General features: G+C 51.2%; 21 protein-coding genes. 9 read left to right on the top strand and 12 right to left on the bottom strand.

Annotation, left to right across the window (positions count from 1 at the left end):
• Positions 1 to 59 precede the first annotated feature (59 nt).
• The gene (locus tag ACE5KN_RS05015) at positions 60 to 1346 is read left to right on the top strand and encodes an acyltransferase (protein WP_375523303.1); all 1287 of its coding nucleotides are present in this window, start codon (positions 60 to 62) and stop codon (positions 1344 to 1346) included.
• 546 nt (positions 1347 to 1892) lie between these two features.
• Here ACE5KN_RS05015 and ACE5KN_RS05010 read toward each other — a convergent pair.
• The gene (locus ACE5KN_RS05010) at positions 1893 to 2630 is read right to left on the bottom strand and encodes a hypothetical protein (RefSeq protein WP_375523304.1); all 738 of its coding nucleotides are present in this window, start codon (positions 2628 to 2630) and stop codon (positions 1893 to 1895) included.
• 231 nt (positions 2631 to 2861) lie between these two features.
• Here ACE5KN_RS05010 and ACE5KN_RS05005 point away from each other — a divergent pair, with 231 nt between their 5' ends.
• Both ACE5KN_RS05005 and ACE5KN_RS05000 read left to right on the top strand, forming a co-directional pair.
• Entirely contained in the window at positions 2862 to 3803 is a 942-nt protein-coding gene (locus ACE5KN_RS05005) for a hypothetical protein (protein WP_375523305.1), read from the top strand.
• A gap of 40 nt (positions 3804 to 3843) precedes the next feature.
• On the top strand, positions 3844 to 4083 hold the full coding sequence (locus ACE5KN_RS05000) for an NHLP leader peptide family RiPP precursor (RefSeq protein WP_375523306.1): 240 nt from the start codon (positions 3844 to 3846) through the stop codon (positions 4081 to 4083).
• Positions 4084 to 4184: 101 nt separating this feature from the next.
• Here ACE5KN_RS05000 and ACE5KN_RS04995 read toward each other — a convergent pair whose 3' ends face one another.
• Positions 4185 to 6092, bottom strand: coding sequence for an ATP-binding protein (locus ACE5KN_RS04995; RefSeq protein ID WP_375523307.1), 1908 nt, complete (start codon positions 6090 to 6092; stop codon positions 4185 to 4187).
• Between the two features lie 108 nt (positions 6093 to 6200).
• Entirely contained in the window at positions 6201 to 6503 is a 303-nt protein-coding gene (locus tag ACE5KN_RS04990) for a hypothetical protein (protein ID WP_375523308.1), read from the bottom strand.
• 177 nt (positions 6504 to 6680) lie between these two features.
• Between ACE5KN_RS04990 and ACE5KN_RS04985 the strand changes: the two genes are divergently transcribed.
• The 4 genes from ACE5KN_RS04985 to ACE5KN_RS04970 all read left to right on the top strand — a co-directional run bounded on the left by ACE5KN_RS04985 (position 6681) and on the right by ACE5KN_RS04970 (position 7765).
• Positions 6681 to 6950, top strand: coding sequence for a hypothetical protein (locus tag ACE5KN_RS04985; protein ID WP_375523309.1), 270 nt, complete (start codon positions 6681 to 6683; stop codon positions 6948 to 6950).
• Positions 6951 to 7036: 86 nt separating this feature from the next.
• Positions 7037 to 7198, top strand: a complete 162-nt coding sequence (locus ACE5KN_RS04980) for a hypothetical protein (RefSeq protein ID WP_375523310.1) — start codon at positions 7037 to 7039, stop codon at positions 7196 to 7198.
• Positions 7199 to 7254: 56 nt separating this feature from the next.
• Positions 7255 to 7515, top strand: a complete 261-nt coding sequence (locus tag ACE5KN_RS04975; RefSeq protein ID WP_375523311.1) for a hypothetical protein — start codon at positions 7255 to 7257, stop codon at positions 7513 to 7515.
• 55 nt (positions 7516 to 7570) lie between these two features.
• The gene (locus tag ACE5KN_RS04970; protein ID WP_375523312.1) at positions 7571 to 7765 is read left to right on the top strand and encodes a hypothetical protein; all 195 of its coding nucleotides are present in this window, start codon (positions 7571 to 7573) and stop codon (positions 7763 to 7765) included.
• 100 nt (positions 7766 to 7865) lie between these two features.
• Here ACE5KN_RS04970 and ACE5KN_RS04965 read toward each other — a convergent pair whose 3' ends face one another.
• From ACE5KN_RS04965 to ACE5KN_RS04950, 4 genes are all read right to left on the bottom strand, one after another.
• On the bottom strand, positions 7866 to 8537 hold the full coding sequence (locus tag ACE5KN_RS04965; protein WP_375523313.1) for a GNAT family N-acetyltransferase: 672 nt from the start codon (positions 8535 to 8537) through the stop codon (positions 7866 to 7868).
• A gap of 43 nt (positions 8538 to 8580) precedes the next feature.
• Positions 8581 to 9243, bottom strand: coding sequence for a GNAT family N-acetyltransferase (locus tag ACE5KN_RS04960; protein ID WP_375523314.1), 663 nt, complete (start codon positions 9241 to 9243; stop codon positions 8581 to 8583).
• 4 nt (positions 9244 to 9247) lie between these two features.
• Positions 9248 to 10108: a carbon-nitrogen hydrolase family protein gene (locus tag ACE5KN_RS04955; RefSeq protein ID WP_375523315.1), complete on the bottom strand. Its 861-nt coding sequence runs from the start codon at positions 10106 to 10108 to the stop codon at positions 9248 to 9250.
• 72 nt (positions 10109 to 10180) lie between these two features.
• The gene (locus ACE5KN_RS04950) at positions 10181 to 11437 is read right to left on the bottom strand and encodes an MFS transporter (protein ID WP_375523316.1); all 1257 of its coding nucleotides are present in this window, start codon (positions 11435 to 11437) and stop codon (positions 10181 to 10183) included.
• 130 nt (positions 11438 to 11567) lie between these two features.
• Between ACE5KN_RS04950 and ACE5KN_RS04945 the strand changes: the two genes are divergently transcribed.
• Entirely contained in the window at positions 11568 to 11825 is a 258-nt protein-coding gene (locus ACE5KN_RS04945) for a YqkE family protein (protein WP_375523317.1), read from the top strand.
• Positions 11826 to 11868: 43 nt separating this feature from the next.
• On the opposite strand, the gene ACE5KN_RS04940 is transcribed toward ACE5KN_RS04945, so the two are convergent.
• The gene (locus ACE5KN_RS04940; protein WP_375523318.1) at positions 11869 to 11991 is read right to left on the bottom strand and encodes a hypothetical protein; all 123 of its coding nucleotides are present in this window, start codon (positions 11989 to 11991) and stop codon (positions 11869 to 11871) included.
• Positions 11992 to 12144: 153 nt separating this feature from the next.
• On the opposite strand from ACE5KN_RS04940, the gene ACE5KN_RS04935 reads away from it, so the two are divergent.
• Complete coding sequence (locus ACE5KN_RS04935; protein ID WP_375523319.1) at positions 12145 to 12879, top strand: peptidylprolyl isomerase; 735 nt, start codon at positions 12145 to 12147, stop codon at positions 12877 to 12879.
• 135 nt (positions 12880 to 13014) lie between these two features.
• On the opposite strand, the gene ACE5KN_RS04930 is transcribed toward ACE5KN_RS04935, so the two are convergent.
• The 4 genes from ACE5KN_RS04930 to treP form a co-directional block, all read right to left on the bottom strand.
• Positions 13015 to 13449 carry an N-acetyltransferase gene (locus tag ACE5KN_RS04930; protein ID WP_375523320.1) on the bottom strand — a complete coding sequence of 145 codons (435 nt, stop codon included), beginning with the start codon at positions 13447 to 13449 and terminating at the stop codon, positions 13015 to 13017.
• Positions 13450 to 13585: 136 nt separating this feature from the next.
• Positions 13586 to 14389, bottom strand: coding sequence for an AAC(3) family N-acetyltransferase (locus tag ACE5KN_RS04925; RefSeq protein ID WP_375523321.1), 804 nt, complete (start codon positions 14387 to 14389; stop codon positions 13586 to 13588).
• A gap of 167 nt (positions 14390 to 14556) precedes the next feature.
• Entirely contained in the window at positions 14557 to 15282 is a 726-nt protein-coding gene (gene treR / locus ACE5KN_RS04920; protein WP_375523451.1) for a trehalose operon repressor, read from the bottom strand.
• Positions 15283 to 15415: 133 nt separating this feature from the next.
• Positions 15416 to 17407, bottom strand: a complete 1992-nt coding sequence (gene treP, locus ACE5KN_RS04915) for a PTS system trehalose-specific EIIBC component (RefSeq protein ID WP_375523322.1) — start codon at positions 17405 to 17407, stop codon at positions 15416 to 15418.
• Between the last annotated feature and the right edge of the window lie 34 nt (positions 17408 to 17441).

Genomic DNA, 17441 nt, shown 5'->3' with positions numbered 1-17441 from the left:
CCCTGCCAGTCTGGTGAAAAAAATTAATCGGGACTTAATCTTGAGGGGTTACAATGGACATGCAGATCGTGAGCCAGGCTACAACAATAAGCAAAGGGGCAACGAAATTGGAAAAAACGTTAAGCAAGCCGCGTATTGATGAATGGACAGAGCTGCGCGGACTGGCGTTTCTGGCGATTGTCCTTCAGCACTCTATCGGTGAATACATTTACAGGCCGGACATCGAGAGACCGGACTCTGTTATGCTGGGCATCATTTATCATTTAACCCGCTTTGGCACGCCAACCTACGTATTTCTGTCGGCAGCTCTATTATTTTATAACTTTAAAAGCCGCCCGGCTGCGGAAGATGCACGCTTGCTCGGCAAAAGATTCGGGGATATCTATGTTCCCTTTATGATCTGGACGGCAATCTACTGGATTGTGGCCCGAAGCTGGTCGGAAATCCCGCTGACCGCTCCGGGCTGGTGGCAGAGCCTGCTGCGTGAAATGGTCATTCCCGTCAGCGGCTATCATCTCTGGTTTGTAGTGATGATTTTTCAGTTCTACATTCTGTTTCCTTTATTGGGACGGGCATGGAGCCGAGTCAAACCTTTCTTCCTGACAGAGAACGGTACGGGGAACGCTGTACGGACTGGCATTATGCTGGGTGTGGCCGGAGCGGCTTACGCCGTCCTTATGCATTGGTCGTATTATGATATGTCCGGCTGGCAATCCGGACTGCCGCGTCTACTGCAGTTTTTGCTTGAGCACCGGACGTATATTTTTGTGATGTATTTCTTTTACTTTGTGCTTGGGGCAGTATGCGCGAGCATGATCCGGTCATGGCGGGAGTTCGCACGTCGGGCGCTGCCATGGAACGCAGTCGTTTTCCTGCTGCTTTTTACGATGATGGGTTACATGCTGCTCCAGCAGTCAGGAGACGCCATAAACCTGAATATATCCACCTACCTCAAGCCGAGCACCTTCTTGCTGATCCTATCGCAGATGCTGCTGCTGTATGGGCTGCTGCTCCGGCCCCACTCCGCAGCCGTGCCCGGCAGATTCCGCAGAATGCTGGCCTGGATGGGCAAATATTCATTCGGCGCTTACCTGTGCCATGCGCTGCTGCTGTATGGAGTCGCCTATTTTACCCGCAGCTTCCCCCTGCAGAACCTGCATTTGGCTGCAGCCGGGGCCAGCTTTGTCATCGTTGCCTGCGCAGCGCTGGCATTGAGCAGACTGCTGTCCTTACTGCCTGGAGGACACTGGATCGTCGGCGCAAGCGGGCAGCGGAGAAGAAAAGATGCTTCATCCGGCGGGAAGTCACAGCCCTTGCGGGAAAGAACCGCCTCTGACCTGAACTAATAGGTGGATAAGTGTATATTGTGGTTGTTCCATAAGGGCGAAACGACAGTAAGCAGCCTTAAAGTACAAAAAGGACTCATGACCCGAAATCGGTACTTGCCTGGGAGCAGGTGCAAGTGCATTTTAAAGCGCGAAAACTCTAACGGCTAACTCTAACGGACGTGAGCGACGCTATTTAAGTAAAAACGGGGGGTTGCAAGATGTAACGGTTACCGGCGAGCCTATTTTCGTTTTTTCGCAGGTAATGGGGCTGTTTCGCGTAAATAGGCGAGCATGCAACCGTTATAAAAGAAACCTTGATTTACTCGGCCGAATAAGCGCGATGACAACCGTTAGCGAAGAAATGTACCGGATTGATCGTTCATTCGAGGCAAAAGCGAGTATCCGCACTTGGATTTACATTTTCACTAATATTCCCTCTTTCCCCCTTACATGGCATTAGGGCATGAAGAGTAAAAGGTCGGGAACAGGCACAAATCGCCTGGTCTCGACCTTTTTTTTCAAAATCAGAAATCGCAGAAGATTGGCGATTTCTACTTGTTATTGTTACTCCGCCACTGTCTTCCGTGCATTGGACGGAGTTCGTTCAAAGGTGATCGGCGCTTTACGATTGATCATCCGCTTGAGGTCTCCTGTCATTTCTTCCTTCAGCTTGCGAAGCAGCTCCTCCTCGCCAATACCCCGCTTCTGCGCAATCTCGGCAATGGAATTTCCTTTGCGGAGCTCCGTCTCCAGCTGCGCTGCTGTCAAATTCAGGATGCGGGCCACCGCGGCACGGTCGACTCCTACCCTCCAGCCCCTTGACCATGGTCTGTGAAAGCTGTGCAGCTCCCGCAGGGGTTTGTTCACCGCCTGTTTCACCCAGGCTGCCCCAAGTGCCTTACGGGCCTTGGCTTCATCAGCCGTCAGCTGCCCTTGTTTGACAAGCTCGTCCACACGGGCGTTGAGCATGGGCACCAGCTTGGCAACGAGCTGTTCTTCCGACCAGCCTTGACGCTTCTTCGCGATTTCTGCCAACGTACTCCCCTTCTCCATTTCAGCGGACAGCTCCTGTGGAGTGATGCCCAGCACCTTGGCAACTTCGTTCATGAAATACCAGTGCGATCCCTTGTGCTCAGGGACGTTTTTTTCCCCCGGCCCCGTCTTTACTTCCGGCGCAGTTTTTTCCTTGCGGACATCTTGGGGCGGATGTACCTCCGAAGCATGAATCTGCATCATTGGAGCGGCGCACAGCAAAAGAGCTGCCATACTCATCGTTCCACATATGTGCAAATATTTGTTCATTCTTTTTTCGCATCCTTCCATTATTTTTGCTGTATTCCCCCGTAATTTCTTTGATACTCTGTCAAATATTGAGCAGTTTCTCTCCTTCATTTGTCTTATTATGGGAGTTGCCCGTGAATAATATGCGGTTTTGACGAAAACAAGCTCTTGCAGTCAGGCGGGACAAGGATTAAGATGCTAATAACAACCAGAAATGAGGAAAAAAAATGATGTTATGCGGATGGTGGGGAAATGGAATGGTTCACAAGGTACAGGCATGAGCTTGAGCAGGTTTTTGCCGAAGCGGAAAAGCGGATTTCCCTGTTCCCCGCCCCTTTGAATACGATGGGGCAGGAATATGAAGCACTATTCAATCCTCTGCTGGAGAATAGCACACGCAATTATATCTGTTATTTGCTCCCGTTTTGGGTCAATGAGATTGCCGGATTGCAGCCTGAAACGGTGCGCCGGTTGTCTCTGGGCAACGTATATCTCATGTTATCCTTCCTGCTGCAGGATGATGTGATGGATACGGGTCCCGGCGACTGGAAAAGCCGTCTCGCCCTCGCCCAATTGTTTCTGGCCGAAAGCATGGACATTTACCGCGGACTTTTTCCGGCCGACTCTCCGATCTGGGATTACTACAGGCTCTATGTCGGTGAATGGGCAGCGAGCGTAACAAATGAGGGGCACGAGGACGATTTTCAGGACAATCCGTCCCGCATCTCCGGCAAGGCAAGCCCGCTTAAGCTGGCAGGTACCGGGGCACTTCTGCTTTCCCGGCAGGAGCATCACATTCCGGCAGTCACTGAGATGACAGATCAGGCCCTGCTGGTACTGCAAATGTCCGATGACTGGGCGGACTGGAGAGAGGATATGGAAGAAGGCAGCTACAACTGTCTTCTATCCTTTATCAGCGCCGAACAAGGTGTCGGGTATATGCAGGGAATCCGTGCAGAGGAGATTGAGGGAGCTGTTTATACCCGCAACGTATTGAGCCGTTATGCTGCCATTGCGACCGATCTGGCGCGCGGCCTTAGCGAACAGAAGCCGGTTATCACCGGTCTTGTAAGCTTTGCCGTTGGCGTAGCGGATGATCTGGTTCAGGCTGCTGCTTACATTGCGAGGGAAAAACAGCGTCTGCTGCGCGGAGGACTCCATTACATGTTAGACCAGGGGGGCGGTACTTCCTGACCGCTTCACCAAACCATTTCTAGGGGAAAGGATGATAAGAATGTCTGTAGAACTAACCGCACAAAACCAGCTCATTCAAAAAGCATGGGAGGATCAGGCTTTCCGTGAAAAGCTGATGGAAGACCCCAAAGCCGCGATCCGCGAACTGCTCGGCATCGTTATTCCCGACCATATCCAACTGAAAACTGTACAGGAAACTCCTGACCAGTTGTACCTGGTTATTCCGCCTGCTCCTGCCCGGATGATTCCAGCCGCAAATAAACCAGAAGGCGTGTGGTAATCCCCAGAAAAATACTGTAATACCAAAACAGGGTACTCCCCTGCCGCCAAAGCCAGGGAGTACCCTGTTTGATGTTTATTATGCTAAAGACAGCCTATGGATCATGACTCGGGAGCAGAGTTGGAGCTCGCGGCGGGAAAACGGACGGTTGCTTCCGTACCTATTCCCTTCGCGCTCGTAAATGTAATCCGTCCATCCATGGCCTCTATGATCCGGAAGGTAACCATCATGCCAAGGCCCGTCCCTTTTGTTTTATTAGAGAAATAAGGCTCTCCAAGCCTAGTCAGCGTCTGGGCGTCCATCCCTTCACCATTATCGCGGATATGGATGTAAACCTCATCCCCCGACCTATAGGCACGGATATGAATCTGGCCTTCATCTCCCAAAGCTTCAATACTGTTCTTGATAATATTGATAAAAGCCTGCTTGAATTTGGATGAATTCCCTTTAGTGGCGAGGCCCTCCGGTATATCCATGGTTATTTTGCCGCCCTGCAGGTTGGCCATCGGGCTGATAATGCCTTCGATATGCCTGAATTCTTCGTCAATATGTAAAACTTTGGTGTGCTCAAATTCCGGTTTGGCAAAGGTAAGGAAATCGGTAATGATGTTGGACGCTCTGTCCAGCTCTTCTAGTGCGATCTGCAGATAGTCCTTGTTCTTGCCCTCCTCCTTGCCGCTGATCAGCTGCAGAAATCCTCTTGTAACCTGGAGCGGATTTCGCACCTCGTGCGCCACCGAAGCGGCCAGATCACTGATAATCTCCATCTTCTCCGACCGCTGCAATTCATTATTGAACATTTCCAGTTCCTGTGAGTACTGCACAACCTGCCGGTGATTCTCCGCAAGCCTTCTGGCGAGAATCGAAGCCAGCGAAATGACAAAGCCGACGACTCCCCACTTCCACAAAAACAGATTGTAGTGACCCTGGCGGATATAGAACCATAACAGCTCGCTGACGGAAAGGGCTGCAAAGCAGGCACAACCCACTGATAAAATAATCGCATCACGGTCTCCCTTCCAGGCTCTCTTCAGGCTGGCCACCATCAGCAAAATTAAGAGCACCATCAGCTGCAGTCCAAACAAAATAACGCTTATCCAGTAATATAGCTGATAGTAACGATCCATTGTCAGCCAATTTACGATCATGAGCACGAAGCAGGCAATGGAATAAAACGTAAGCCATTTTCGAAAACGGCGGATATAAAGGATTTTCCCCAGAATTTGCTCGAAAAACAAAGCCAAGGACGGCGGCAGCAAAAACAAGGCCATGTCAAAAAGCAGCAAATACAACTCCGCGTATTCTCTGTAAAACGTAAACAAAAAAGGGGGATAAATTACAATCAGTAATCCTACCGACAGAATAACGGCAGAGAGAGACAACATTACAGAGCGGTTAGGTTTGTATAGGAAAATAGAACAAATCGCGAGTGTCAGTGCTATTAAAATAAACGAACTTCCCAGGATAATATCAAATACGTCCTTGCGAATCATGATGCCCAGCAGATCACGCTGCTCCCCGACAATCACTCCACCGCTGATTCCCAACCGTTCCAGGCGGCTGTCAGCCCAAATATACAGCCTTTTCCCGCTGTCCTCACGGTCCAACGGCAGCAGTATTTTATTTTGTTCATAATTATAGGACTGAAAGGATTCATATACAATAATCCCGTCCTTATAGATGATGACATGCTTGCCGTATATGTTCTCCAGCAGTATGGCCGGTGTCTCAGCCGCCAGCTGCGGAAGAACCATACGGATCCACGCAGAAGAGGAGCCTGGCGGCTTGTTGCCTGCCATCTCATTAGATCCTACCGGCTCCCACTCTTCTTTATCCGGAGGCGGCTCTGGAATGCTTCCTTCCTCCGGTACTCCGTCCCACAGCATATCCCATTTGGTTATGGTCTGAACATTCGACACCGGCATGGCGGCGGAAGCAGGGGAGCCTGCTGCGGCTGCCACCACCAACAGAATCCAGAAGACCGCCGCTATTCTGGGTATGTATTTCATATGTAAAGCACCTCAAACATAATTTTGGGTTACCAGCTTTTATTCCATTTCCATACTTTAACTAATTCTATGAATAGGACCTTCATACCTTCTTGTAAGATTCGTCCGCTAAAATTCTCTGTTTCTCGTGTTCGTTTGAACATCATCATACTGATTTTCAATCATTTCCCGCTCGCTGCGCTCCGCTCGTTCCCTGAATTCGACCCATTGCAGGCTTTCCTCATCCTCATATAGAGTCCAGATATCCGAGAACAGATAATCGCGAATTTCGACAATTTTACCGTCGAGTACCCCCCCGCACCAGTAAAGCCCATCAGGTCGACGGACGACAGTGCGGCCGAACCCCGGTGTAGAAGCCTTCTCTCCGATCCGGATGCGGGCGAGCATATTGGGAAGTGTCAACCATTCCATTGTTCTTACCTCCTCCACCGGTCTTCATCATATCATAACTCAGCCTTTCCGCCAGCAAGAATAGAGTCCGGCAAAGCCACACAAAATAGCTATACAAGTTTAGTACGCCCGGCCAGTGGGTAAGGTCGGAGTAAAGGGCTGTCCAGTACAGCACAACATTTAAGGAGCTGATTCAGTATGGAGGAAACCAACAAAGATTATCCCAGGCCGCTTGGTCCCGTTACCGGTACAGCCAATGAGACAGGTGGCTTTGCCACGCCTGATTTCGAGCCTTCCCTGCAAAATGCGGAAAACAATTGGGAGAATCTCACTGCAGGACCGGATCAGGCTTTGGAGAATGTCCCTGATGCCGATGTAATCGCTCCTGACAGCCCTGTCGATCCGTCTGCTCCGCCAGATTTCATTCATGGTACCGATTTGTTAAACGGCTTTGACGGAGATGAGTAATCGATGCATGCGGGGATAGACGGTTTATAAGTTGTCAAGACCCGCTTTACTCAGTCATTTAACAAGTCTACAAGGAGGGTTCAATCATGATTGATCACAATCGCAATGTGGAAGTGGAACGTACGGAAGTAAGCAAACATTCGGATTCAAGCCGCGTGGCTTCTACGCTCATCAAATACGCGGCATATATCATTATCTTTTTCGGATTTCTTTATTTTCTGGTCAAATACGTATTTCCATTGTTTTAAAGACGGTCTAAAAAGCTCCTGCAGCATGCTTAATGCCAAGGAAGGAGATAAAGTCTATGTATAAAGATCCCATGACTCAGGCAGATATGGCTTATGAGCGCTATAAAAAGCTGGCCCCGACAGAAGACGAAAGCTACATTCCTGACGATGAATTGGAGAATGTGGGCACGGCCACCACACAATTAATCGAACAAGCGGACAGTACCTCCCGTGAGCCTGCGGCGTCAGCCCTTGCCCAAAAGATCGATACAGGCCTGCTTGGTGAAGAGCACCCGCGCGGTGCAGGGTCTCCAAGTCCGGTCAAACGTGAAGAGTAAGCCTAAGACACAGCATCTGTGCAAGCTACCCCAATATGGAGTGGAGGTGCTCATGGTGGAAGAACGCGAAAACCCCGTGTCTGATGATCTTATCACAGAACGGGATATAGATGAAGAGTTTGGCCTGTTCAAAGAAGACAGCTTCCCCGAGGCTCTGGACGACCCGGACCAAAAGGCCACGCAAGAGCATGGGCGTCCCGATTCTGACAGGGCCAATTTGAACAGCCCTGCTGCCGGCGGAGGGAAGTAAGCAACTTAGCTTCTACTCTAACCGGCAGCCCAATACAACTTGAAAATGCCGGAAACGAGATCAGCAGACTCATCGTTTCCGGCATTTTGCTGCAGTTGTATCAGATCGGCAGCAACGCAACCCTATCCTTGGCCTCCAGCTCCGCCACCATGCGGTTCCAGGCCTCCGGCTTGTTTGGCAGCACTGTATAATAGCGGCGCAGGAAGGAAACCACCAGCCTGGTGTCCAACTCGGAGACACTATCATCCTCAGGCATAAAGCCAAGATTAAGGCCTTCCACCGCTTCCCCGTCATTGTTCCACGAAGGATGAACATATTCCAGATCCAGAACCTTATATCCCAGATGCGACAGCACTTCACGCCGCACATATGGATCCATCGGTTTTACTCCGCCGAACTCATGATCATTGCCGCGGTACGGGTCGTAGATTTCGGCAAACATGCCAAACAGCTTCTGTCCGCTCTGTGCCGCAAGCTCATGCAGGTCGGCCTGACGGTTTTTCCAGAGATAACGCCCGATGCCGAGACCGGGTCTGCCGATGATGGTAAAATCGGTCATAGCCACATTAAAATCCTCGTAATAACGGTATTCCGTCGCGCCCACAACCTCTCCCTCATGCACAGCGACAAAAACGCGGATGCCCGGGTCTTCCAGCGGTTCCTTCCACAGACCGTATTCCAGCACTTCCTCAGGCGGAAATACCTCCTGCATCAGGCAGTGCATTTTGGCGAACAGCGGATCTTCAATGCTTGTAATACGATGATATTCCATATCCCCACACTCCTTGCTTTAATTCAATTAAGAGAACTGCTTGTTACAAAAAAGGGTTTCTCCATTCCATCAGCAAAGCGTAATTACAGGATTGCTCGTCTTCGAGGTAATCCGGCAGCACTTGAACGGGCATACGACCGCAGCGGAGCAGAAAGGTCAGCACAGGATCCTTCAATTCTCCCGCGAGCACGGCATCAACGTACTGTTCAGCAGTCAAACGGTCGGCATGGGCTTGGTAGCCTGGCATCCGCCCGGCCCCAAGCAGCCGGTCAAGCTTAAGCTCTACAACCACATCGTACAGCGAGAAAAGCAGCCACTTGCCCAGCCCCAGCTTACGGAAAGCCGGTCTGACAGCAATGTCGATCACATACAGCGCGTTGCCGTCAGGCCGATGGGTGCGGATATAACCTTGATCCGCCACCTCTTCCCACGTATGCTCGGCATGCTGCGGATCGTAATCGACGATCAGACTCGTCACCGAGCCCGCAAGCTGCCCGCCGATTTCCACACAGAGCGCCCCCTGCTGAAACCGCTCCACATGCGAAGCGAGCTGTTCCCTGTTCCACCACAGCTCCGCAGGATACGGCGGGGGAAAGCATTCCTGCTGGATGCGGATCATACCGTCAAAATCCTGCGGACCATAATTGCGGATAACGGCTTTGACGGGACGTTCCCCGTCAAATACGTAGATTTCCTTGTAATACACCCGCTCAGCTCCAATCCGTGTAAAGATCGGTGCGCCGGTCCCTCCACGTCGTCACCGAACCGCGCTCCCGCACCTGATACAACAGCTCCAGGTCCAGGTCCGCCGTTACGATCATATCATCGTTCAGCTCGCCCTCCACCATAATGCCGCGCGGGGGAAACGGAATATCGTTTGGCGTAATGACAGCGGCCTGTCCGTAGTTGGCTCTCATGAAATCCACCGTCGGCAGCGCGCCAACCGTTCCGGTCAGGACGACATAGACCTGATTTTCCACCGCACGGGCATGGCTCGTATAGCGCACCCGGTAAAAGCCATGGCGGTCATCCGTACACGAAGGACAGAAGATGATATCCGCTCCCTTGGCTTTGGCCATGCGCACAATTTCAGGAAATTCAATATCATAACAGGTCAGCATGGCAATTCTGCCCTTTGCCGTATCGAATACCTGCAGCCCTTCACCTGGAGCCATGTTCCATTCATGCACTTCCGTAGGCGTAATATGCAGCTTTGCCTGCTCTGCAATACGGCCGTCAGGATAAAATAAATACGCTGTATTATATAAACGGTCACCTCTTCGCACCACATGGGTGCCGCCGATAATATGCATATTTGTACGCTTGGCAAAGGAAGAAAACAGCTCGCGGTAACGTTCCGTAAAATCGGGCAGATCGTTAATCTTCAGCGCATTGCCCTTGCCGTCACCGATGGACATGAGCTGAGTGGTGAAAAACTCGGGGAACAGCACAAACTCCGCGCCAAATTCCTCTGCTGTCTTAATGTAATGCTCCGATTGCAGCGCAAACTCCTCAAACGAGTGAATCGTATGGAGATGATACTGCACGGCTGACACTCTGATTTTGCTCATAGCTCCTCCTTAACCAATCCGTGTATATTCATGCCCCATTATAACTTGAACGTTTTTGTTATTCCAGAACATCTAGCCGCGATCCATATGCTGTACCCTTCCTGCGGAGGAAGCTGCCGGCCGCGATCCCCCGGCCTTCACCGTTGCGGTCAGAATACCCTTTCCCCTGAACCACAGCAGCAGCGCTGCCACCAGCAGTGCCGCCCCATTGATCACGAATACCCACTGAATATCCAGCAAATAACCAAGCAAGCCGCCGATAATGGGACCAGCCATCATGGCCAGCTGCGAGGAGGACTGGTTCAGACTGAAGGCGCGGCCGCGAAAATCCGGCTCCGTCACCTGCACGATCAATGCGTTGATGGCCGGAAGGACAGCGGCATAGAAGAGCCCGTAACCAAACCGCAGCACCCCGAAGCCGATAAAATCGGTTACAAAGAACTGCAGAATATTACCGATGCCCGAGCCGACCAGGCCGATGAGCAGCACTTTACCGTAACCTATGCGGCTGCCGATCTTCCCCCAGCGCGGCGCCATCAGCACCGTGGCTATGCCGACGGCGGAGAAGACAATTCCCGAGGTCAGCGAGGCGCTGCTGCGGTCCACTCCCATCTCCAGCACATAGACCGTAATCAGCGGTTCCAGAATCATGACTGAAAAAGTGCTCAATGCAACCAGACCCAGCAAAATGACAAATGTCCTGTTGGCAAAAGCCAGCTTCAAATCATCCCTCACATGCGATCTTGCCCCCGAACGGTTGAAGTTTTGCTCCTTGGCACCGAAGGTCCCGATTAGAGCTGCGATCAGCACCACGGCGGCTGAGAAGAGAAAGGCGTTGCGGTTGCCGTAATAATGGCTCACCACCCCGCCGATCAGCGGGCCAATGATGCTTCCCGTTGCACCGGAGGTCGCCATGACGCTTAAGGCATAACCCGTCTTTTCCTCAGGTGTATTGGTTGCAACAAGTGCAATCGATGCAGGAACAAACCCGGCCAAGAGCCCCTGCAGCACCCGCACCACCAGGAAAGTGTATGGATCAGTAACGAAGTAGCTCAGGAGATAAAGCACTGCCAGGCTGAAGCCTGAGCGGATCAGCATCGGCTTGCGCCCGTATTTGTCGGACAGGGATCCCCAATAAGGAGCAATAAGAGCGCTTGCCAGAAAAGTAATGCCAAAGGCAAGGCCCGACCAAATCTCAAGACGGTCCGTCACCCCCAAATCCGTGCTCATGAAGATCGGCAAAAACGGGATGGAGATGGAGTAGGCGGTGCTGCAGAAAAACACACCGGTCCACAGCACCGCAAGATTGCGCTTCCAAGAATATGCCATAAATCACACGTCCTTTCTGTTGCCTTCCATTCTACGCCAGTTTCGGGAAATGTCCACCACCTGACGCCTGTCTGAGCTTGGAACAGATACCGGCAAGCTGGTATAATCATGGGGAATGGAGATGAGATGAATGGCTAAAAAAAGAAGACCTGCAGCCCCGTCGCAACCCGCACAGGACAAACCCGCCACCCTGAAGGACCTGCTCAGCTCGGAAGTGCTTGATAAACTGAAAGCCCAGGCGAATGAGGCCAAGGCGGAGCAGGAAAGACGCCAGGACGAAGAGCGAGCGCGGGCGGTCGAGGCACGTAAAGCCGAGCAGAAGCGGCTGGAAAATGATTTCGAGTACCTGCTGAACAACAGCAGCCTGGACTGGAAGAAGCACAAATAAGCCAGAAACCCCTACCGGGTTTTTGGCTTAATCTGTGATGCGCTTACAATATAAGGCGCAGCCAATCTTGTGCGTGCCTGACCCAATACAGCACCCCGATCCAGACCGGCAGACTGAACAGAATTCCCCATATCAGGCCTTTCATCAGCTTGGTATTCATATCCATGGTTCACTGCCCCTTTTCTTCGGGAATAGCAGCAGTATGGTCAAGATACGGGACTTTCAACCCCGGATTTTTCTTCTCTCCATATTATAAGGTATGATAGAAAACGGAAAAGTTATCAACCATCTCAGATTTCATCGAAGCGGAGGTCATGTCATGATGAAAAAAATAATGCAGCGTCCCCTGCTGCTGAGTTTGTTTGCCGTGCTGCTGATCGCGGTGGCCGGATGCGGCACAAAGCCGGCAACAGGCAGCGGCCAGACAGGACAAGCGCAAACCCAAACGGGAAGCGGCCAAACCGCCAGCGGCGCCGGTCAGGATTCTTCCACGCCTTCCGGCACCGGAAACGTCGATACAAGCGGAGCCACTTCACATCCAGTGGTGACGATCGAAATGGACAGCGGCAAAAAGATCAAACTCGAGCTGTACCCGGAGGTGGCCCCGAATACAGTGAACAACTTTATTTCACTTGTGAAAAGCGGATTTTATGACGGTACTACCTTCCACCGTGTCATTCCCGGGTTTATGATCCAGGGCGGCGACCCGAACGGCAACGGTACTGGAGGTCCGGGCTATAGCATTAAAGGCGAGTTCAAAACAAACGGCGTAGAGAACAACCTGCTGCATACGACCGGCGTGCTCTCCATGGCTCGTGCAGCTGATCTAGACTCAGGTGGCTCCCAGTTCTTTATCATGGTTGCGGATGCGCCAAGCCTTGACGGCCAATATGCCGCCTTCGGCAAAGTCATCGAAGGCATGGATGTTGTTAATGAAATCGTGAACCTGCCGCGTGACGCAAATGACAAGCCGAAGAACCCTCCGGTGATGAAAAAGGTCACTGTAGACACGCTCGGCAAGGAATATCCCGAACCCGAGAAGATTCAACAGTAAAAAGCATCTGTCCACGTACATTTTCAGAAGTCATAAAATCGGAAGACCGTATGCCTGCGCATACGGTCTTTTGCCAATCCTCATTTCAGTTACCATTGCTTGGATCATGATCCGTGGACACTGTCCAGACCCCATCTACGATTCTCTTCTCCACGTCATGACATACTCTTTGGCAGAGGTGTTTTCGTCGATCTGCTCCTCGATAATGGCGAATCCATTTTTCAGATAAAATCCGACTGCCCGGTCATTTTGCTGATATACTTTCAAGTCCAGGCTGTCAGCCTGATCCTTCACGTAATTAAGAAGCTTTTCACCATAGCCTTTGCCCTGCTGTCTTGGGTCAATAAATAAAGCCGCCAGATAGTTGCCGACTACCGAAATAAAGCCTTTAATATCGCCAGCTTCTTCCAAGACATAGGATGTGGACATGGGGAGGTATTTCTCCTTCATATCCGACAGCTGAGAGGCCCAATAATGCTCGTCGATAAAATCATGTGATAATTTGGAGCCCTCAAGCCATATTTCAACCATTCGGCCATAATCCTGTACTGTAGATAGTCTGGTAATCATTACAATTGACCTCCATTTTAGTCGTCTCGCTCCAATCGTCAAATGACATGCCTGAACCGAAGTATTCTTACTCATGACTAAAGTCGCGAGTTTGCGAAAACCCGTTATCAAGCGAGCTCCTCAATTCAACCCGTTCTCAGCGATGCTTTTCCAGCCAAGCCACTGCAAAATCGACCAGCGGGCGGACAGGCATTAGTCTGGCTGCCGCATCCCCGACCTGCACCTTTTTCACATGTCCGGTGATCTGTTCAAACTCCTCACCAAGCTTGATAAAGTCATCTGACGAGATGTCGATATCCTCGAAGGTGCACCACACTCTGCGGCCGTCCTTTAGAATTGGCGCTCCATTGATGACAGTGGCCTTGGAAGCATAGTTTGCCCGATATTCCGCCAAGTGAATTGACGTATTATTGTCATAGCCGACACCGAGCAAAAGAACCATCGCGTTGTCCTCATAGAGCTTCGCCAGCGGCGAGCCTTCGCCAAGCCCATACGCCAGCTCGTGATTCTCCACCAGCCAACCTGCCTTCGGTCCCCGCGCGCAAAAAGAAACCTGTGGATGGTTACTGCGCAGTGTCCCCTCCTGTTTGCGAAAGCATTCTACCACGGCTCCCATGCCCAATGTTGGAGTTAGATCCCGCTGAAATGGCGGCATCTCATCCCGGATGGCCTGCCACCACGTCTCAGGCACAGGAGGATTGCCCCACTTGGAGGGGTCGGATAGATCTCCACTATGAGCCGGCATCACAAGTGTGCCCTCTTCGCCTGCAGCTTCCTCCAAAGCAAGCACAACAGCCGTAGGTCCGCCAATAATCCAACGGTTTAATGCTTTCAATGATGAGTGGACGATCAGTGTCATCCCCTGTTCCACGCCAAGTGTCCGATACGCTTCGGTAAACGTCTTGACGGATAAGGGCCACGCAGCTTCATTCACAATCATATGGTTTAAACTTCCTTTCTAATAACATCATTTACCAGCATAAAAGAACTTTCACAACGGCGTCAACTCCACCACGGTTCCTACTGCAGGCATTCTATTTGGAAAAAGGGGCGGCAAAAGTCATCCTTTATGACTTTTGCCGCCCCTTGGCATACAATGATTTAATACTAATCTTCCCCGTGCACCCGCCGGGCAAAGTCTACAAACTGAAATTTGTCGAGACGGTGCCGGGATTCGGTATACTGGAATTGAGTCGTATCTTCAAGATAGACATAATTTCGGACGACGACGATGTGCTGGTAGTCATGCAGATCCAGCAGACGAGAGTCCTCCTCCGTAACTTCCTCTACGGAAATTTCCTTCTTGGCATAGCTGATTTTCAGCTGCAGCCCCTGCTCCAAATACTCATAGATGGAGCGACCGGCAATTTCCCGGTCCAAAGTCTGAACAACGGAGGACAGAAAATAATCCTTATCCAGAATAATCCGTTCCCCTTTAATTTCCCTCGACCTTACTACCCGCCAGACAGGCTCTCCCGCAGCAATCTGCAGCTGCCTCGCCAGTTCGGAGGAAGCTGGTATCAACTTGACCTCATATACATGGGTCTTTGTGCTCCTGCCGAGTTTTTCCGACATTTCCTTGAAAGATATAAGCCCGGTAACGGGAAAATTCATTCGTCCTATATCCAGTACAAATGAGCCTTTGCCTCTGACCTTATGGATATATCCGTTCTGGGCCAGCAAATTAAGCGCCTTGCGCACCGTCTCTCTTGAAGTTTCATATTCAGCAGTTATATCATGCTCCGACGGGAGCTTCGTACCGGGGGCCAGCTCCCCGGTCTGGATCCTCTCCGAGTAGTCGTTGAAGATTTGCAAGTAGATGTTTTTATACAATGTGATCACCGCATTCATTTTATCATGGGGATTTTGCATAATCCAGCTACCGGCATCAGCCCCGGGGAAACTGCCTTTCCCTGTTCTGTGAACTCATGTAGAAACATTGTCGGAGGTAACCCGGAAAAGACCTCTATCCTTTAAAATGAATTTTAAGAATAGTATCCTGATTGCTTTGAACCTCGCCCAATGCCATCTTCTCCACTTGCTCAATCCGTTCCTGCCCGCCAGTCACAATAATTGGCGTAATCAACGGGAGTCCGGCTCCACGGATCAGTTCACGATCAAATTCCAGCAGCAGTTGGCCGGCTTTAACCTTATCACCATCCTGAACATGGACGGTATAACCGCTGCCTTTTAAAGACACCGTATTGATTCCGATGTGAATGAGAACCTGAACGCCGGAGGCATGCTCCAGCATCACGGCATGTTTGCTCTTGATCACATGGGCCACAACACCATCGAAAGGAGCAGTAATTTTACCCTCTGCCGGTTCCACTGCGATTCCCTGGCCCATGGCACCGGTTGAGAAAGCAGGGTCAGGCACCTCCGCCAGCTCCACCGCTTTTCCCGTCAACGGAGATTTGATTTCCAGAATATGCTCCTGGTTGTCTGCGCTTTCAGCAACAGCAGATTGCCCTGGTTCAATAGTCGCGGCGGAACTTTCGGCAGCTTCCGGTTCTGTATTGGAGCTGTTATCCGTAATGTCCGATGTCTTGCGATTCGTCCATTTGCCATAGAGTACTGTAGCGGTGAACGGAATAATCAATACAATGGCCATGCCCAGGAAGAACACACCCCACTGATTAGGATAAATGGACAGAAAACCGGGAATACCGCCGACGCCCACGGAGGACGCCAGTACACCATTCACAGACAGCAGAACACCCGCGATGGCGGAGCCGATCATGCCGAAGACAAACGGAAACTTGTGCCTTACATTGACACCAAACATGGCAGGCTCCGTAACTCCCAGAAAGGCGGAGACCGATGACGTTATGGCCAGACCCTTGCTTTTCTTTTGTTTAAATACGTACAGCATGCCCAGTGCCGCCGCACCTTGTGCGATATTCGAAAGCGCCAGCATCGGCCACAGAAAGGTGCCGCCCTGGGAACCGATAAGCTGAACATCGACTGCCAGAAAGGTGTGGTGCATGCCCGTAATGACAAGCAGCGCGTACAATCCGCCATAGATCAGGCCGCCAAGCGCAGGAGCAAGACCGAAGATATACACCAGTCCGGAAGTGATTGCGTTTCCAATTGCAAATGTAACCGGTCCGATCACGGTAAAGGCCAAAAATCCTGTAATTAAAAGCGTTACGGGAGCGACGATCAGCAGTTTAAATGCGTCAGCCACCCTTTTATTCAAAAATGCTTCAATCTTGGCCAAGATATAAGCCGACACCAGAACAGGCAGCACCTGGCCTTGGTAACCGATCTTCTCGACATCCCAGCCAAACAGGTTCCAGACAGGAACGGTTCCGTTCGTCTTGGCGTCAGCATAACCGTAGCCGCTCAGCAGATCCGGATGGACAAGGATCAATCCGAGCACAATGCCAAGCAGCGGACTGCCCCCGAAACGGGTGACGGCAGACCAACCTATGAGTGCAGGAAGGAAAGTAAACGCCGTGCTGGCAATCGTATTAATAATGGACGCAAAATCCTTCCACTGGGGATAGACCTGCACCAGGGACTGCCCTTCGAAGAAAATACCCGGTCCTGTTAAAATATTGTTAATCCCGAGCAGCAGACCGGCTGTAACGATCGCCGGCAGAATGGGGATGAAAATATCCGCCAGCGCTTTGACAGCCCGCTGAAGCGGGTTTTGCTTTTTACTCGCAATTTTCTTCAGCTCATCCTTGGATACCCGCTCTCCGCCGGTGAGTTTCATCATCTCGTCATATACCTGATCGACAAGACCAGGCCCGATAATGACCTGGAATTGCCCCTGGGTGGAAAAGTGCCCCTTGACCAGCTCATTGCTTTCAAGTGCAGCTTCATCCACCTCGCTTTCATCATAAAGCGAAAATCTGAGCCGGGTGACGCAGTGGGTGGCCGCCTCGATATTTTCTTTACCGCCGACGGCCTGAAGAATCTGCTCTACATCCTTTTTGTCAATCGCCATATTGCTCTCCCCCTCTGAATTAAGCATACGGTTA

The organism is Paenibacillus terreus, assembly GCF_042138595.1.
Taxonomy (GTDB): domain Bacteria; phylum Bacillota; class Bacilli; order Paenibacillales; family Paenibacillaceae; genus Paenibacillus; species Paenibacillus terreus.
The sequence above is the reverse complement of the archived record's forward strand: the minus strand, read 5'-3'. Positions and strand labels throughout refer to the sequence as shown.

Bases quoted from the DNA above. Each gene is read 5' to 3' on its own strand.
- ACE5KN_RS05015 (WP_375523303.1), top strand. From the start codon at position 60: ATGCAGATCGTGAGCCAGGCTACAACAATAAGCAAAGGGGCAACGAAA.
- ACE5KN_RS05010 (WP_375523304.1), bottom strand. From the start codon at position 2,630: ATGAACAAATATTTGCACATATGTGGAACGATGAGTATGGCAGCTCTT.
- ACE5KN_RS05005 (WP_375523305.1), top strand. From the start codon at position 2,862: ATGGAATGGTTCACAAGGTACAGGCATGAGCTTGAGCAGGTTTTTGCC.
- ACE5KN_RS05000 (WP_375523306.1), top strand. From the start codon at position 3,844: ATGTCTGTAGAACTAACCGCACAAAACCAGCTCATTCAAAAAGCATGG.
- ACE5KN_RS04995 (WP_375523307.1), bottom strand. From the start codon at position 6,092: ATGAAATACATACCCAGAATAGCGGCGGTCTTCTGGATTCTGTTGGTG.
- ACE5KN_RS04990 (WP_375523308.1), bottom strand. From the start codon at position 6,503: ATGGAATGGTTGACACTTCCCAATATGCTCGCCCGCATCCGGATCGGA.
- ACE5KN_RS04985 (WP_375523309.1), top strand. From the start codon at position 6,681: ATGGAGGAAACCAACAAAGATTATCCCAGGCCGCTTGGTCCCGTTACC.
- ACE5KN_RS04980 (WP_375523310.1), top strand. From the start codon at position 7,037: ATGATTGATCACAATCGCAATGTGGAAGTGGAACGTACGGAAGTAAGC.
- ACE5KN_RS04975 (WP_375523311.1), top strand. From the start codon at position 7,255: ATGTATAAAGATCCCATGACTCAGGCAGATATGGCTTATGAGCGCTAT.
- ACE5KN_RS04965 (WP_375523313.1), bottom strand. From the start codon at position 8,537: ATGGAATATCATCGTATTACAAGCATTGAAGATCCGCTGTTCGCCAAA.
- ACE5KN_RS04955 (WP_375523315.1), bottom strand. From the start codon at position 10,108: ATGAGCAAAATCAGAGTGTCAGCCGTGCAGTATCATCTCCATACGATT.
- ACE5KN_RS04950 (WP_375523316.1), bottom strand. From the start codon at position 11,437: ATGGCATATTCTTGGAAGCGCAATCTTGCGGTGCTGTGGACCGGTGTG.
- ACE5KN_RS04945 (WP_375523317.1), top strand. From the start codon at position 11,568: ATGGCTAAAAAAAGAAGACCTGCAGCCCCGTCGCAACCCGCACAGGAC.
- ACE5KN_RS04940 (WP_375523318.1), bottom strand. From the start codon at position 11,991: ATGGATATGAATACCAAGCTGATGAAAGGCCTGATATGGGGAATTCTG.
- ACE5KN_RS04935 (WP_375523319.1), top strand. From the start codon at position 12,145: ATGATGAAAAAAATAATGCAGCGTCCCCTGCTGCTGAGTTTGTTTGCC.
- ACE5KN_RS04930 (WP_375523320.1), bottom strand. From the start codon at position 13,449: ATGATTACCAGACTATCTACAGTACAGGATTATGGCCGAATGGTTGAA.
- ACE5KN_RS04925 (WP_375523321.1), bottom strand. From the start codon at position 14,389: ATGATTGTGAATGAAGCTGCGTGGCCCTTATCCGTCAAGACGTTTACC.
- treP (WP_375523322.1), bottom strand. From the start codon at position 17,407: ATGGCGATTGACAAAAAGGATGTAGAGCAGATTCTTCAGGCCGTCGGC.